This is a genomic window from Alcaligenes aquatilis (genome assembly GCF_003076515.1).
GTDB lineage: Bacteria > Pseudomonadota > Gammaproteobacteria > Burkholderiales > Burkholderiaceae_B > Alcaligenes > Alcaligenes aquatilis.
Map to the genome: position 1 here is coordinate 3,529,064 of NZ_CP022390.1, position 14,677 is coordinate 3,543,740.

The 14,677-nt window shown below is 54.9% G+C and carries 14 protein-coding genes; 4 read left to right on the forward strand and 10 right to left on the reverse strand.

What is annotated here, in order from left to right:
• Positions 1–748 precede the first annotated feature (748 nt).
• The 3 genes from thiC to CA948_RS16145 form a co-directional block, all read right to left on the reverse strand.
• Positions 749–2,665: a phosphomethylpyrimidine synthase ThiC gene (gene thiC / locus CA948_RS16135; protein WP_108728535.1), complete on the reverse strand. Its 1,917-nt coding sequence runs from the start codon at positions 2,663–2,665 to the stop codon at positions 749–751.
• 190 nt (positions 2,666–2,855) lie between these two features.
• Positions 2,856–3,233 carry a helix-turn-helix domain-containing protein gene (locus tag CA948_RS16140; RefSeq protein ID WP_094197760.1) on the reverse strand — a complete coding sequence of 126 codons (378 nt, stop codon included), beginning with the start codon at positions 3,231–3,233 and terminating at the stop codon, positions 2,856–2,858.
• Positions 3,234–3,443: 210 nt separating this feature from the next.
• Complete coding sequence (locus CA948_RS16145; protein WP_108728536.1) at positions 3,444–3,818, reverse strand: helix-turn-helix domain-containing protein; 375 nt, start codon at positions 3,816–3,818, stop codon at positions 3,444–3,446.
• Positions 3,819–3,930: 112 nt separating this feature from the next.
• Between CA948_RS16145 and CA948_RS16150 the strand changes: the two genes are divergently transcribed.
• On the forward strand, positions 3,931–4,707 hold the full coding sequence (locus CA948_RS16150) for a response regulator transcription factor (RefSeq protein ID WP_108728537.1): 777 nt from the start codon (positions 3,931–3,933) through the stop codon (positions 4,705–4,707).
• Positions 4,708–4,778: 71 nt separating this feature from the next.
• On the opposite strand, the gene CA948_RS16155 is transcribed toward CA948_RS16150, so the two are convergent.
• The 5 genes from CA948_RS16155 to rplU form a co-directional block, all read right to left on the reverse strand.
• Entirely contained in the window at positions 4,779–6,032 is a 1,254-nt protein-coding gene (locus tag CA948_RS16155) for a D-amino acid dehydrogenase (RefSeq protein ID WP_094197757.1), read from the reverse strand.
• A gap of 129 nt (positions 6,033–6,161) precedes the next feature.
• The gene (gene proB / locus CA948_RS16160; protein WP_108728538.1) at positions 6,162–7,319 is read right to left on the reverse strand and encodes a glutamate 5-kinase; all 1,158 of its coding nucleotides are present in this window, start codon (positions 7,317–7,319) and stop codon (positions 6,162–6,164) included.
• Between the two features lie 133 nt (positions 7,320–7,452).
• Positions 7,453–8,541, reverse strand: a complete 1,089-nt coding sequence (obgE, locus tag CA948_RS16165) for a GTPase ObgE (RefSeq protein ID WP_094197755.1) — start codon at positions 8,539–8,541, stop codon at positions 7,453–7,455.
• Positions 8,542–8,827: 286 nt separating this feature from the next.
• The gene (rpmA, locus tag CA948_RS16170; RefSeq protein ID WP_094197754.1) at positions 8,828–9,088 is read right to left on the reverse strand and encodes a 50S ribosomal protein L27; all 261 of its coding nucleotides are present in this window, start codon (positions 9,086–9,088) and stop codon (positions 8,828–8,830) included.
• A 50-nt stretch (positions 9,089–9,138) separates the two neighbouring features.
• The gene (gene rplU, locus CA948_RS16175) at positions 9,139–9,450 is read right to left on the reverse strand and encodes a 50S ribosomal protein L21 (protein ID WP_003801901.1); all 312 of its coding nucleotides are present in this window, start codon (positions 9,448–9,450) and stop codon (positions 9,139–9,141) included.
• A gap of 400 nt (positions 9,451–9,850) precedes the next feature.
• Here rplU and CA948_RS16180 point away from each other — a divergent pair, with 400 nt between their 5' ends.
• A complete protein-coding gene (locus CA948_RS16180; RefSeq protein WP_094197753.1) occupies positions 9,851–10,054 on the forward strand; it encodes a CsbD family protein in 204 nt (67 codons plus the stop codon).
• Between the two features lie 105 nt (positions 10,055–10,159).
• Positions 10,160–10,321, forward strand: coding sequence for a DUF1328 domain-containing protein (locus CA948_RS16185; RefSeq protein ID WP_009460570.1), 162 nt, complete (start codon positions 10,160–10,162; stop codon positions 10,319–10,321).
• 75 nt (positions 10,322–10,396) lie between these two features.
• On the opposite strand, the gene argJ is transcribed toward CA948_RS16185, so the two are convergent.
• Together argJ and CA948_RS16195 are read right to left on the reverse strand one after the other, a co-directional pair.
• Positions 10,397–11,623: a bifunctional glutamate N-acetyltransferase/amino-acid acetyltransferase ArgJ gene (gene argJ, locus CA948_RS16190; protein WP_108728539.1), complete on the reverse strand. Its 1,227-nt coding sequence runs from the start codon at positions 11,621–11,623 to the stop codon at positions 10,397–10,399.
• Between the two features lie 93 nt (positions 11,624–11,716).
• A complete protein-coding gene (locus tag CA948_RS16195) occupies positions 11,717–12,247 on the reverse strand; it encodes a MarR family winged helix-turn-helix transcriptional regulator (protein ID WP_009460574.1) in 531 nt (176 codons plus the stop codon).
• Positions 12,248–12,980: 733 nt separating this feature from the next.
• Between CA948_RS16195 and CA948_RS16200 the strand changes: the two genes are divergently transcribed.
• On the forward strand, positions 12,981–14,630 hold the full coding sequence (locus tag CA948_RS16200; RefSeq protein ID WP_108728540.1) for an AMP-binding protein: 1,650 nt from the start codon (positions 12,981–12,983) through the stop codon (positions 14,628–14,630).
• Positions 14,631–14,677 lie beyond the last annotated feature (47 nt).

Consider the following 14,677-nt stretch of genomic DNA (forward strand, 5'->3'; position numbering starts at 1 on the left):
GCTTGCACCCCGGATCATGCCCCCGCCTGCGGCAAGTACTCTGAATCGCCCCCCCGGGTCCCCACCGCCCCCAAGGGCTCATACCGTGGCTATTCAAGCAATCATGTATTAAGGGTCTGAGATTTGGGATCTCGGATCTGAAGTTTGAGGCTTGAGGTTTGACGTTTGACGTCGGAGGTGAAAGGACTGAGGTGAGAGGTCGGAGGTTAAAGGTCTCAGGTGAGAGGCCTGAGGTGGGAGGTCAGAGATTCGACGCAGGTTAGGAAAGTGTCACACGCCATCCAGGCATGCAGTTTGAACTGTCCAGAAAAAAACGATTGTGAGCCAGTTGAGCCTAGCTTCAGGGTGTCCGGGCGGCTCAGAGGGTTTGCCGCGGTCGGGAGATAGCGTAGGGGTGCAAGCATCCTGCTGTTTGAGCCGGACGCTTGTACTTGGTCCGGGGGACCAAGTACCCGGTGAGTTCAGGATGCGCCCGTAGCTATCTTCCGACAAGGGCACCGGTGCGGAGCACCGGCAAACTCTCAGGCCGGACACCCTGAAGCTAGGCTCAATTGGCGTCTTCTGCAACGATCTCTTTTGCCTGACAAGCTTCGCGTTCCTACAAATGAAGCAACAAATGAAGCAACAAATGAAGCAACGAACCCCGCAAAAAAAGCCCCAGGCAGAAAAAATCCACCCAGGGCTTTAACCCATCAAGGCCTGATCAAACAACGATCATGTTCACACCAGGCCCGTCTTCAATAAAGCTTCAAGCCTCCTGATACAGCTTGCTGCCCTGCTGAACGAACTGTACTGACATCTCCTTCATCCCCTGATCCACAGCGGACTGCTCATCTAGGCCGTTAGCCTTGGCATAGTCACGTACATCCTGCGAGATCTTCATGCTGCAGAACTTGGGCCCACACATGGAGCAAAAGTGCGCCACTTTCATCGAGTCTTTAGGCAAAGTCTCGTCGTGGAATTCACGCGCGGTATCCGGGTCCAGCCCCAGATTGAACTGGTCATCCCAACGGAATTCAAAGCGCGCCTTGGATAAGGCATTGTCCCGGAATGCCGCCGAAGGATGCCCCTTGGCCAAGTCCGCGGCATGTGCTGCGATCTTGTAAGTGATGATGCCGTCCTTCACGTCCTTCTTGTTTGGCAAGCCCAGATGCTCCTTGGGCGTCACATAGCACAGCATCGCCGTACCTTGCCAAGCAATCATAGCCGCGCCCAAACCGGAAGTAATGTGATCGTAGCCCGGTGCAATGTCGGTTGCCAAAGGCCCCAAGGTATAGAAGGGGGCCTCATGACAGTGCTCCAGCTGCAACTGCATATTCTCTGGAATCAGATGCAAAGGCACATGACCTGGGCCTTCAATCATGACCTGAACATCGTGCTTCCACGCAACCTGAGTCAACTCGCCCAAGGTACGCAGTTCCGCGAATTGCGCCTGATCATTGGCGTCATAGCCCGAACCGGGGCGCAAGCCGTCACCCAGTGAGAAAGCCACGTCGTACTGCTTCATGATCTCGCAGATGTCCTCGAAATGCTCGTACAGGAAGCTTTCGCGGTGATGCGCCAGACACCACTTCGCCATGATGGAACCACCACGCGACACAATGCCTGTCATGCGACTGGCTGTCATCGGAATGAAGGGTAAACGCACACCAGCGTGAATGGTGAAATAATCCACACCTTGCTCGGCTTGTTCAATCAGGGTGTCGCGGAAAATATCCCAGGTCAGATCCTCGGCAATGCCGCCGACCTTTTCCAGTGCCTGGTAAATAGGCACGGTGCCCACCGGAACGGGTGAGTTGCGAATAATCCATTCGCGCGTCTCATGGATATTCTTGCCCGTGGACAAATCCATGATGGTGTCTGCACCCCAGCGAATCGCCCAGGTCATTTTCTCGACCTCTTCGCCAATGGTGGAGCCCAGGGCCGAGTTACCGATATTGGCGTTGATCTTCACCAGGAAATTGCGGCCAATAATCATGGGCTCGGTTTCCGGGTGGTTGATATTGGCGGGCAAAATGGCTCGGCCACGCGCAATCTCATCGCGCACAAACTCGGGTGTTACCGTGGTGGGCAAGCTGGCTCCGAAGCCCTGACCGGGGTGTACCTTGGTCAGGCGGCGGGCCATCTCTTCACCTTGTGGGCCACTGGCGCGCAAACTTTCAATGTATTGCTCGCGCCGCAGATTTTCCCGAATCGCCACAAACTCCATTTCAGGGGTGATGATGCCGCGCCGTGCGTAATGCATTTGCGTGACATTGGCACCCGAAGTACTGCGCCGGGGTTGACGCTTCAGTTCAAAGCGCAAGGTGTCCAGCTCCGGATCAGCCTGGCGGGCCTGACCGTACTGGCTATTGAGTCCTGCCATCAACTCGGTGTCATTGCGCTCGCTAATCCAGGCTTGGCGCAGTGCAGGCAGACCTTTGCGAATATCGATCTGTACCGAGGGGTCTGTGTAAGGACCGCTGGTGTCATAAACGCTTAAGGGAGGGTTTGGCTCGGCGCCAAAGTGGCTGGGCGTATCAGCCAGAGAGATTTCCCGAAAAGGCACACGCAGATCAGGCCGTGAGCCGGTTTGATAGGTCTTTCGGGAGTTGGGTAAGGGCTGGATCGCAGCCGGGTCTACGCTGGCCGCAGTGGCCGTAAAAGAAGGGGTTTTGCTTGTCATTGCAGCTCCAAGGAAATGGTGGAGCCGATATAGGAAGAAGTGCCGTGCAGGCATTGCACCTGTGGCACACGCTCCCAGCATCGGCATTATCCGTACTGGTACGAGGGTTTATCTCAACCCGCCAAATGGCGAGTACCCCTGCGTGCCGACAAGTATAGGTACTTTAGAGCTGCTTGTGGACGTATAAGGCTTATTTTCTTTTCATGCCGTTGAGCAGGTGACGGATGGTTTGATCCAGATGGTCACGCTCTTTGGGGGGTAAAGCCACAATCTCGTCCACGGAAAAGCGGTTGAAGGGCCAGGTCACAATGGGCGGGCCTTCGCCGGAGTCTTGCAAGGTGGCCGCATGGCTTGTGCTCAACTCCATATTGCCCAGCCCGTTCTTGAGCCATTGGGCGCTGATGTTCAGGGCTTTGGCCAGATCCAGAATCTCGCGCGCGTCACGCCGCGTGCCACTCTCATAATTGGAGATGGCGCTTTGGCTAAGGTTACACAGGCGGGCCAGTTCGGCTTGGGAAAAGCCGCGTTGCAGGCGGGCGTGACGGAGGCGATCAGAGAAGTGTTTCACACTACAGATTGTTCATGGAACGCCCTGCACGATGGTTTTCAAGAAAAACCCCGTATGTGATAAAACGATCCGGCCCAATCTGCTTTGCTAGGCAAAGAGAAGGTTAGGATAGGTGTGGGCGCAGTCTGGTATCACGCTGTGTGTACTACCAGTCACTGAGTAGAGTGCGGCGCTTGGCGACAGCAGGTAGGGGGCAGAAACGAGTAGTGTCTAGCGCTTTTTCATGCCGTCCAGCAAATGACGCAAAGTGCGATCGAGCAAATCCCGTTCGCTATCGGCTAGCGCAACCACCTCATCGACGGAGAACAGACGGAACGGCCAGGAGACAATCGGAGCGCCTTCCTGAGGTTCGGACAAGGTATAGCTGTCGTCCAAGAACTCCATCTGGCCGACACCTTTGCGCAGCCATACCGCGCTGACATTCAAGGCTCTGGACAGCTCCAGTATTTCGCGGGCATCTCGACGAGTACCGTTTTCGTAGTTGGAGATGGCGCTTTGAGTCAATCCGCATAGACGTGCCAAATCCGCCTGAGAAAGACCGCGGTATTGACGTGCATGGCGAAGGCGTTCGGAGAAATGTTTCACACAACAGATTGTTGATGTAACTGCCAGCACGATGGTTTTGATAAAAAATCACAGTCGTGATTTATACTGTCCGACATAGTCATCAGATGTCATTATAGTTAAGGTTTCAACTATGTCGGTTGCAAATGAAATTGCTGGCGGTCCTGTTGTGCTCTACCTGGCCACGGCTATCCCTGATCGGAATTTACTAGAACAAAAAATTCAGGCACTGGCTGAACGTGGTTATCGTCTAATTTTTTGTCCGGATGTAACGGCTTTATTGCAGTTGGCTCAAACGCGCGGGCGTCATGCCGGTTCACTATGTATTGCCTGGCTGGGAGGCACTTTGGCAGAGATTTGCTCTGCAGCCGTGCGCTTACGGATGCTGTGTCCGCAAGTCGGGATCTTGATGCAGTCCGACGCCACGGACTCGGCCATGTTGCAAGCCTTGCACAGTGGCGGCGATCAGTTTTGTCCCAAGGATGCGTCTTTGGAGTTGCTGGCGGCCAGTTTGCAGAGTCTGCAACGGCGTTTGATGCAGATGCCCATTATTCCTGAACCCTCCTTGATTCAGGAGTGGGTGCTGGATCAGGAAGGCTGGACCTTGATATCACCGGTTGGCATGTCATTTAGTCTGACCAGCACGGAGCGCGCCTTTATGGTCCGTTTGCTGCGAGAGGAGGATCGCCGGGCCAGCCATTACGAGCTGATGCGGGCTGTTGCCAGTAAAACGGATGTCATCAGCAATCCGCCCGGCGCCTTGCATATCAATCGCCTGGGTGTGTTGGTCAGCCGTATGCGGCGCAAATTCAGCCAGGGTGGGACGGCTTTACCGATACGCTCTATCCATAACTGGGGCTATATGTTTGCGGCCAATTGCCAGTTGCTGGCCGAACCGGCGCGCCATTAGGGCAGGGGAGTTGAAAAAGGCTTTGCCGGTTAAACCTGGCAAAGCCTTTGTTGATGCTCTAGAGCAGGGGCTTAGTAGTAACGCTGCACCGACAAGTCGTCAGCACGGATTGCAGGCTCTTTGTTGCTGATCAGATCAGCCAGCAATTGCGCACTGCCGGTAGCCAAGGTCCATCCCAGTGTGCCGTGGCCGGTGTTCAGAAATAGGTTGGAGTAACGGCTACGGCCCACGATCGGGGTGCTGTCCGGTGTCTTGGGACGCAGGCCGGTCCAGAAGTGCAGGTCCGCATCACTTTGGTAGCTGCCGGGGAACAGGTCATTCAAGACCATCAGCAAAGTCTGTTCACGGCGTGGATTCAGGCGCTTGTTAAAACCCACCACCTCGGCCATGCCACCCACACGAATACGATTGTCAAAGCGTGTCAGGGCGATCTTGTAGCTTTCATCCAGCAGGGTGGATTGGGGCGCACGGGAGGCGTCCGCAATCGTGGCGGTAATGGAGTAGCCCTTCAATGGGTAGACCGGAATGGCTTGCAGGTCTTTCATCAGACCCGTAGACCAAGAGCCCAGGGCTACCACATAGGCATCGGCGGTCAGCAAGCCGTCGGAGCTTTGCACGCCGCTGATCTCTGTGCCATTGCTGTGAATACGCTGAATATTCTGATTCCAGCGAAACTCCACGCCTTCCTGCTCAGCTAATTCGCTAAGACGGCGGGTGAACATCTGACAGTCGCCGGTTTCATCTTCAGGGAAACGCAGGCCACCGCTCAATTTGTGCTCTACATGCCGCAGCGCTGGTTCAATCGTGTGCAGCTCAGACGCTGACAGCAGCTCGTAAGGGACACCGGCTTCTTTCAGCACCTCGATGTCGGCAGCAATGCCATCCAGTTGCTTTTGCGTACGGAAAACCTGCAAGGTGCCTTGGGAGCGGTGCTCGAACTGAATATCGGTCTGGGCGCGCAACTCGGCCATGCAATGGCGACTGTATTCAGCTAGACGCACCATGCGTTCTTTATTGGTGGCGTAGCGATCTGCCGTGCAGTTGCGCCACATGGCCAGCAGCCATTTGATTTGTGTCAGCGTGCCATCGGGGCGAATCGTCAGGGCAGGGTGCTCGTCGAACATCCACTTGATGGCCTTGCGTGGGATACCCGGCGCGGCCCAGGGGCAGGCATAGCCAAAGGAGAGTTGGCCAGCATTGGCAAAACTGGTTTCCAGAGCGGGCCCAGCCATGCGGTCAATGACCGTTACGCTGTGTCCTTGGCGGGCAAGATAATAAGCGCTGGTTACGCCTTCTACGCCAGCACCTAACACGAGGATCTTCATACGGTTCCTTGGGCGCATCGCCCGAAAGGGGAAGTGTTGCGATCAGGCACGGCAAGTTCGCACGGACCGTCGCAATTCGATACGTTTTATCCGTCTATTTCAACAGGCGGGCAGGGCAGGGGTCAAGGCTTAGTCCTGATCTGGCCCACTGCGCGGGAACACCATATTGTTGCGGTGGATCAGCTCCGTATCGTGTTCGCTACCCAGCAATTCATTGATCAGGTGGCTAGGCTGGCCCATGATGCGGCGGGTGTCGTCCGAGGAGTAATTGACCAAGCCACGGGCGTACTCCACACCGTGTTTGTCCACGCAGGCAACGACATCGCCACGGTCGAATTCTCCCTCGACATGGGTGACACCTACGGGCAGCAGGCTCTTGTGGCCGTCTACCAGGGCACGTACTGCGCCTTCGTCCAGCGACACGCGACCACGCACACGTAGTTGGTCGACCAGCCAACGTTGACGGGCCGAACGTACAGGCAGGGTGGCACGCAACTCTGTGCCTATGCGCTCACCTTGTGCCAGACGCGACAGGACTTGTTGTTCCCGACCCGAGGCAATGATGGTGTGGCCACCGCTTTGTGCGGCGCGCTTGGCGGCCAGAATCTTGGTGATCATACCGCCGGTGCCGATATTGCTGCCCGAGCCGCCTGCCATGGCTTCCAGCGTCGGATCGCCCGCTTGTCCCAGCGAGATGAATTGCGCATCGGGATTGCTGCGCGGGTCGGCGCTATACAGGCCAGCTTGATCGGTCAGAATAATCAGTATTTCGGCTTCGATCAGATTAGTGACCAGAGCGCCCAGAGTATCGTTATCGCCCACACGGATTTCATCCGTGACTACGGTGTCGTTCTCGTTCACGATGGGTACCACCCCCAGATCCAACAAGGTGTTGATAGTGCCGCGTGCGTTCAGGTAGCGATGGCGGTCGGCCAGGTCTTCATGGGTCAGCAAAATCTGGGCGGTGCGTACACCGTGGCGAGCAAAAGCCACCTCATAGGCTTGAATCAAACCCATCTGGCCTACGGCGGCCGCTGCCTGCAACTCATTCATGGCCTTCGGTCGACGCGGCCAGCCCAGGCGGGCCATGCCTTCGGCAATGGCACCGCTGGAGACCAGCACCAATTGCTTGCCTTGGGCATGCAGTTGAGCAATCTGGGTAGCCCATTGCTCTACGGCATCCAGGTCAATCCCTTTGCCCTCGTTGGTGACCAGGGACGAACCTACTTTAATAACCAATCGGCGCGATTGTGCAACGGCCGATTCAGAATGAGAAGAGTGCTGCATGACGAGTTCAGAAATCCATCGCTTGGCGTGTAAATAGAGAAAATGCCAGGAGTAGGGCGGCTGGTTTAACCGCGTCTTCCGGGCATTTTGGGGTTCGGTCCTGGAGTCTAAGCCCGGGACCTATGTAGCACGATCAGTCTGGGGCAAACCTCTCGTCGTAAATATGGGTGCCGTCGGCAATATCTTGCTCGATATGCTCTTTGCGGCTTTCTTCGTCCAACCAGGATTGCAGCTGATACACCAGATCTTGCGTGCCCACACCGGTTAGAGCGGAGATGCCGAATACCGGGCCTTCCCATTTCAGCTCTTTGAGCAGGCGGGCTTTCAGGTCTTCAGGATCAGACACCATGTCCAGCTTGTTCAGCACCAGCCAGCGTGGCTTGGCGTACAACTCCTCGCTGTACAGACGCAGTTCTTCAACAATGGCACGGGCTTCCGCAGCTACTTTGGCCACAATATCCTCGTCCGGATCCAGGCTGGATACGTCCAGAAGATGCAGCAAAATACGGGTGCGAGTCAGGTGACGCAAAAACAAGTGGCCCAGGCCAGCACCTTCAGAGGCACCTTCGATCAGGCCAGGAATATCGGCAACCACAAAGCTGTGTGCTTCGGACGAACGCACCACACCCAGGTTAGGATGCAAGGTGGTAAAGGGATAGTCCGCAATGCGAGGCTTGGCGTTGGAAATGCGGGTGATCAGCGTGGATTTACCGGCATTGGGCATGCCCAGCAGACCGACATCGGCCAGTACCTTCAGTTCCAGGCGCAGCTTGCGATGCTCGCCTTCCTTGCCATAAGTAAATTGACGTGGAGCACGGTTCACACTGGATTTGAAGTGCAGGTTACCCAAACCACCGGCGCCGCCTTGGGCCAGGGTGATTTTCTCGCCATGGCGCTTCATGTCAAACAGCTGCTCGCCGGTTTCCGCGTCAAAAATCATGGTGCCTACCGGCACACGCAGGGTGATGTCCTCACCACCCGCGCCGTACTGGTCAGACCCACGGCCATTTTCGCCGTTGCGAGCGCGGTGCAGGCGGGCGTAGCGGTAGTCGATCAAGGTGTTGACGTTACGGTCGGCCTGGGCATAAATGCTGCCACCGCGTCCGCCGTCGCCGCCATTGGGGCCACCTTTTTCAATAAATTTTTCTCGGCGGAAACTGGCAGCGCCGTTTCCACCTTTGCCTGCGACCACTTCAATGGTCGCTTCGTCTACGAATTTCATGGTGATGAGTGCTGTATAGGTCCAGGGGCCGCAGAACAGTATTTGCTGCTGGTCTGGGAGCAGACCATTTTAAACAAAAACCCCAATTGCTTAGTGTATAGGAGATTGGCTTAGCTGCCGGTATGTGCCGTGATAGTGGCCGATTTTTAATCTCTTGCTGTGGCCGTAGGGAGACTGGCTAAGCCGGGTGGGCGGGTTTTCAGGATGGCACAGGGGCCATGCATAAAAAAAGCCCTGCCTAGGGCGGCAGGGCTTTTTCGCAGCGAGTACGCTTGGATCGGGTGGCTTATTCGCCAGCAACGACCGAAACGGTACGCTTGTTCAGAGCACCAGTGACGGAAAATTTGACTTTGCCATCGACCAGGGAGAACAGGGTGTGGTCTTTACCAATACCCACGTTCACGCCGGGGTGAAACTGAGTGCCGCGCTGACGAACAATGATGCCGCCAGCCGAAATTACCTGACCGCCGTAGACTTTAACGCCCAGACGTTTGGCCTGTGAGTCACGGCCGTTCCGCGTAGAGCCGCCGCCTTTCTTCTGTGCCATTTCTTTAGCTCCTAGATGAAGAAAATACCAAATTCGCTTTTAGCAACAACTTAGGCGTTGATCGCTTCGATGCGGATTTCGGTGTAGTTTTGACGATGGCCTTGCGTTTTGCGGTAGTGCTTGCGACGGCGCATTTTGAAAATCTTGATTTTGTCGTGACGGCCTTGCGCAAGAACGGTAGCCTTGACCACAGCACCAGCAACGAAAGGAGCACCGATTTGCAGTGCTTCACCTTCGCCGACGGACAGAACCTGGTCAAGCGAAATTTCTTGCCCAATGTCTGCCGGTATCTGTTCTATTTTGAGTTTTTGGCCAGCAGTAATGCGATATTGCTTACCGCCGGTTTTTATAACCGCGTACATAGGGAATCCCTTAAAGAGTCAAACAGGCATCGCTTAAAAGGCCAATAACAAATAACAGCCCGCTGTAATGCCATCTAACATAAAAAAATCTTGACACGCAAAATGCCAAGCAAAAAATAATAGAGTAAAAAGGCTTTGCTGTCAATGGCTTGGGCCTTCTCCTGTCAGTATTTTGCATCCAATCCTTTCGTCTCCCCTAGGCTGTAGAGGGTTGGGCAAGGACGCAGACTGTGTAAGGCAGGTCAGAGCGGGAGATTCCCCCGATCAGGGCAGAAGCGCTAACTTGTTACATTTCCCCTCAATCTGTGGCCTTTGTTTTGCCGTCCTTCCGTTACGGTAGAGGTGTTGCGTTCACAGAAGCGTAAGTCATTTATTTTTCGAACCTGACTAGGGGAAACGTATGAATAAGGACACGATCGAAGGCAAATGGAAACAATTGGCGGGTAAGGCTCGCAGCGTCTGGGGTGAGATCACCGATGATGATTGGGCCAAAATCAAGGGCGATGCCACTCAGTTGGCTGGTTTGGTGCAAGAGCGCTATGGTCGTACCCGCGAAGAGGCAGAGCGCGAAGTAAAGGATTTCTACGACAAGTATGACCGTTAGTGAGGCGGGAGCAGTTTTTTGTCTGATGCTTGTTTCTTGAGCCGTAAAAAACGGCCCGCCAGACAAAGCCATGATCCTGTACATACTGATAATGAGGAGAATCGTATGCTTTACTACGCCGTCATCTTTTTTATTGTTGCTATTGTGGCCGCTGTGTTGGGCTTTGGCGGTATTGCCGCTGGTGCCGCGTCCATTGCCAAAATACTATTTGTTGTGTTCTTGATTCTTGCGGTGCTCTCGCTGGTCAAGGGCATGGGCAAGAAATAGAACAGGCCCGCAAAGAGGCGGGCCTGTCTGAACTGCAAAACCGTCTCCACCCATTGGGTGGAGGCGGTTTTTTTATTACGAGCGGTAGTCAGCGTTGATGGTGACGTACTCGTGCGAGAAGTCGCAGGTGTAGACCGTTTCGCTGTGTTGACCACGACCCAGGGACACACGCACCAGAATCTCGGCTTCCTGCATGACGCGCTGGCCGTCCTCTTCCTGGTAGTCCGGATTGCGACCGCCGTTCACGGCGACCAGCACATCACCCAGCCATAGACGCAGCTTGTTGACGTCCAGATCGCTAATGCCTGCGTAGCCGATGGCGCACAGAATACGGCCCAGGTTCGGGTCGGAGGCAAAGAATGCGGTCTTGACCAACGGCGAATGGGCGATCGCGTAAGCCACTTTCAGGGCTTCTTCGCTGGAACCGGCGTCATCAACCTGAATGGTCATGAACTTGGTGGCACCTTCAGCGTCCCGCACGATTTTCTGGGCCAGTTCGCGAGAGGCGTCGACCAGGGCGTCCAGCAAGGTGTTGTAGTTCGGGTCTGCAATCGATTCCACCGTGACACCGCTTTGGCCGGTTGCCATGATGATGAAAGAGTCATTGGTGGAGGTGTCGCCATCAACCGTAATGCGGTTGAAGGAGCGATCCGCCGCCAGACGGCACATATCACGCAGCAGTTCGGGAGCGATACCGGCGTCAGTAGCCAGGTAACCCAGCATGGTGGCCATATTGGGGCGAATCATGCCCGCGCCTTTGCTGATACCGGTCAAGGTCACCGTTTTACCCGATAGCTGGATTTGACGAGACACGATTTTGGGTTGCGTGTCGGTGGTCATGATGCTGTGAGCAGCATTGAACCAGTTGTTGTCGGACAGATCGCTGACCGCTGCGGGCAGAGCGCCCAACAGGCGATCCATAGGCAGGGGTTCCAGAATCACGCCGGTAGAGAAAGGCAGCACTTGCTGGGGCAGGATGTTTAGCAGGCCTGCGGTTGCTGTACACGTTTGCTGGGCTTTTTCCAGGCCAAGTTGACCTGTGCCGGCGTTGGCATTGCCGGTATTGATAACCAGGGCGCGGATGCCATCGTGAGTAGCCAGGTGCGCTTCGCACACTTGCACCGGCGCGGCGCGGAAACGGTTGGTGGTGAACACACCGGCCACGCTGGTGCCCGGGGCCAATTCAAACACGGTCAGGTCGCGTCGGTTGGCCTTGCGAATACCGGCTTCGGCAATACCGATTTTGACACCGGCAACGGGGTGAATATCAGATTCAGAGGGGATGAACAGATTGACGGCCATGACGCGATCCGAAAAACAATGTTAAAGGCGGCTCAAAGCAATCATGATACTTGCTTTGAGCCGCCTGAGCATAGCTTTGGTCGCGCGGCGTTGTTAGCTTTCGCGAGCCGCCATGGCGACGTTGTTGCGAGTGATCAGTTTGAGTTCGCCCAGGGCTTCAAACAGGTTGACCCGTGCCTTTTCCGACAGGTTGGCAAACATCTCCTGCAACCACTGTTCGTGGGAGGCAGCCATTTTCTTGAACTGGCGCTTGCCCTTGGGTGTCAGGCGGATCAGGGAGCTGCGACGATCGGTGAGCACCTTGATGCGCTCGACCAGGCCTTCTTTTTCCAACTGGTCCGTAATGCCGGTGATATTGCCGTTGGTGACCATCAGGTGGCGGGACAGCTCGCTCATTTTCATGCCGGCGGGCTGACGTTGCAATTGCGCCATCAAGTCAAAACGGGGCAGGGTGGTGGTGTGTTCGGTACGCAGACGGCTGCGAATTTCGCCCTCAACCAGATTGGTGCAAGCCATCAAGCGCAACCACAGTCGGGTGTCGAAGTGGTCGTCGCTGTGGGCACGGCTTTCCAAGTCGGGAGCGGCATCGGCGACGGCGGAAGCGGGGATATCGTTCATGATCATAGATAGCTTGCCTTAATGGTGCATGTCCAAAATATTTAGCTTTGAAGGACGCAGACCGCAGCCATGAGCAAGCTGGGTTAGCTTGGAAGGTATCTTAGGGGCTGGTTCGAAGTTTGACATTGCGACAGATCAAAGTAAATTCGTTTTTAAGCTTAAATTAATCAACTTGATAGAAAGCACTGGCAAGGGTGACAAAGCATTGAGTAAAAAAATGCAAACTCTTGTCTGCTATTTACTTTTGTAACCGTAGCTTTGATTACGCTGTAGACCGTGCTTTTACTTTGGTTCGATGCGCTAAGCTGTCTGACTGCAAGTGATTATTTAGTTGAAGTATAAGGCATTTGCTTCTGTATCGTCCGTTTGCTTAATCATTTTTCTGCTATTTACGATGTTTTTTTGGGTTTTGGGAATAATGCTTGGGGTGATTTTTCTTAATTGAAAAATTATCAGGCTACGGATTGATTTATTTCTTATATCTTGAAATTTTTTATTAAATTTTACGATGTGCGGGCAAGGCTTTACGGATTTTCAAGCTAGTCTGGGGTGCCATCTGAAAACGACGAGTAATGACGCGCTACTGCGGATAACCCGTAGTTGGGTTTGCGGATATTGAGGCGTTTTTTTTGCTAATATCCTTTAGAACTAAACAATATAGACCTTGCCAATTTGGCTGGCGCCTTGGATGGCACAGGGTCTACGCCTGAGTGGGGCGTAATCTACGCAGGAGATAAGGATGGAACGTTCAGCGCACCTTGATACCTTTGCACGCGACAATCTGCCACCCATCGAGTGGTGGCCAGAGATGTTGCTGGAAGGAAATCCGGATGTGGATTATCCCGCTCGTCTCAATTGCGCCGTGGCGCTGTTGGGTGAGCAGGTAGCAGCGGGGCATGGTGATCGCGTGGCTTTACAGTGGGCACAGGGCGATGAGAATCGCAGCCTGACCTACAAGCAGCTGGATGTGCTGACCAACCGTATCGCTCATGTTCTGGTTGAGGACATGAAGTTGGTGCCCGGGAACCGGGTTTTACTACGAGGCCCCAATAACCCCATGATGGCCGCTTGCTGGTTGGCCAGCATCAAGGCCGGTTTGGTGACTGTTCCCACCATGCCTTTGTTGCGTGCCGTGGAGCTAAAGACGATTCTGGACAAGGCCGAAATCCATGCTGCCTTATGTGACGAGCGCCTGCGTGAAGAATTGGAACACTGCATGGATTGCGCGCATGACTCTTATACGCCGGCTCTCAAGCAACTGCTGTGCTTTAACGATGAAAGCGCTCAGGGTTTGGAAGCCCTGCTGGCTGGCAAACCCGAGGACTTCACGGCCTGCGATACGGCGGCCGATGATGTTTGCCTGATCGCCTTCACCAGTGGCACGACCGGACAGCCTAAAGGTTGTATGCATTTTCACCGCGATGTACTGGCCATGTGCGATACCTTCTCGCGTCATGTGTTGCGGTTAACGCCTGATGATGTGGTTTGCGGTACCCCTCCTTTGGCCTTTACCTTTGGCTTGGGTGGTTTGCTGTGCTTCCCGTTGCGTGCGGGGGCATCCACGGTATTGCTGGAGCGTCTGACGCCTTCGGATCTGCTGGGCATGATTGATCGCTTCAAGGTGACCATGAGCTTTACTGCGCCCACCTTCTATCGTCAGATGGCCGGTTTGGTGGATCGGTACTCCTTGGCCAGCTTGCGTGCCACTGTGTCGGCAGGTGAGGCCTTGCCGGACGCCACACGTCAGCTTTGGAAGCAGGCCAGCGGCATCGAGATGACGGACGGCATTGGTGGCACGGAAATGATTCACGTGTATGTATCCAGCCCACCAGAAAAAGTACGTGCCGGTGCGATTGGCCAAGTGGTACCCGGTTATGTCGCCACGATTTTGGACGATGATCTGAATCCGGTGCCCGTTGGTACGGTGGGTCGTTTGGCAGTGAAAGGCCCAACGGGCTGCAAGTACTTGAACGACGAACGCCAGAAGCAATTTGTTCAGGGTGGCTGGAACTTCCCTGGCGACACCTTCAAGATGGACGAGGACGGCTACCTGTATTACCAGGCCCGTAACGACGACATGATTGTTTCCTCGGGCTACAACATTGCCGGCCCAGAGGTGGAAGGCACCTTGCTCAAGCACGAGGCTGTTGCCGAGTGTGGCGTGGTGGGCGCCGCCGATGAAGAGCGGGGCCAGATTGTGCAGGCTTTTATTGTGCTTAAACCCGGCTTTACCGGTAGCGACGAGCTCAAGAAAAAGCTGCAGGATTTTGTGAAGGAGAATGCGGCGCCTTACAAATACCCGCGTGCCATCGAGTTCGTGGCGTCTTTGCCACGTACCGAAACTGGCAAGCTGCAGCGCTTTGTGTTGCGTCAGATGGCACAGGACTGACTCATCAGACAATAAAAAAGCGGGCTTAGGCCCGCTTTTTTGTGTCC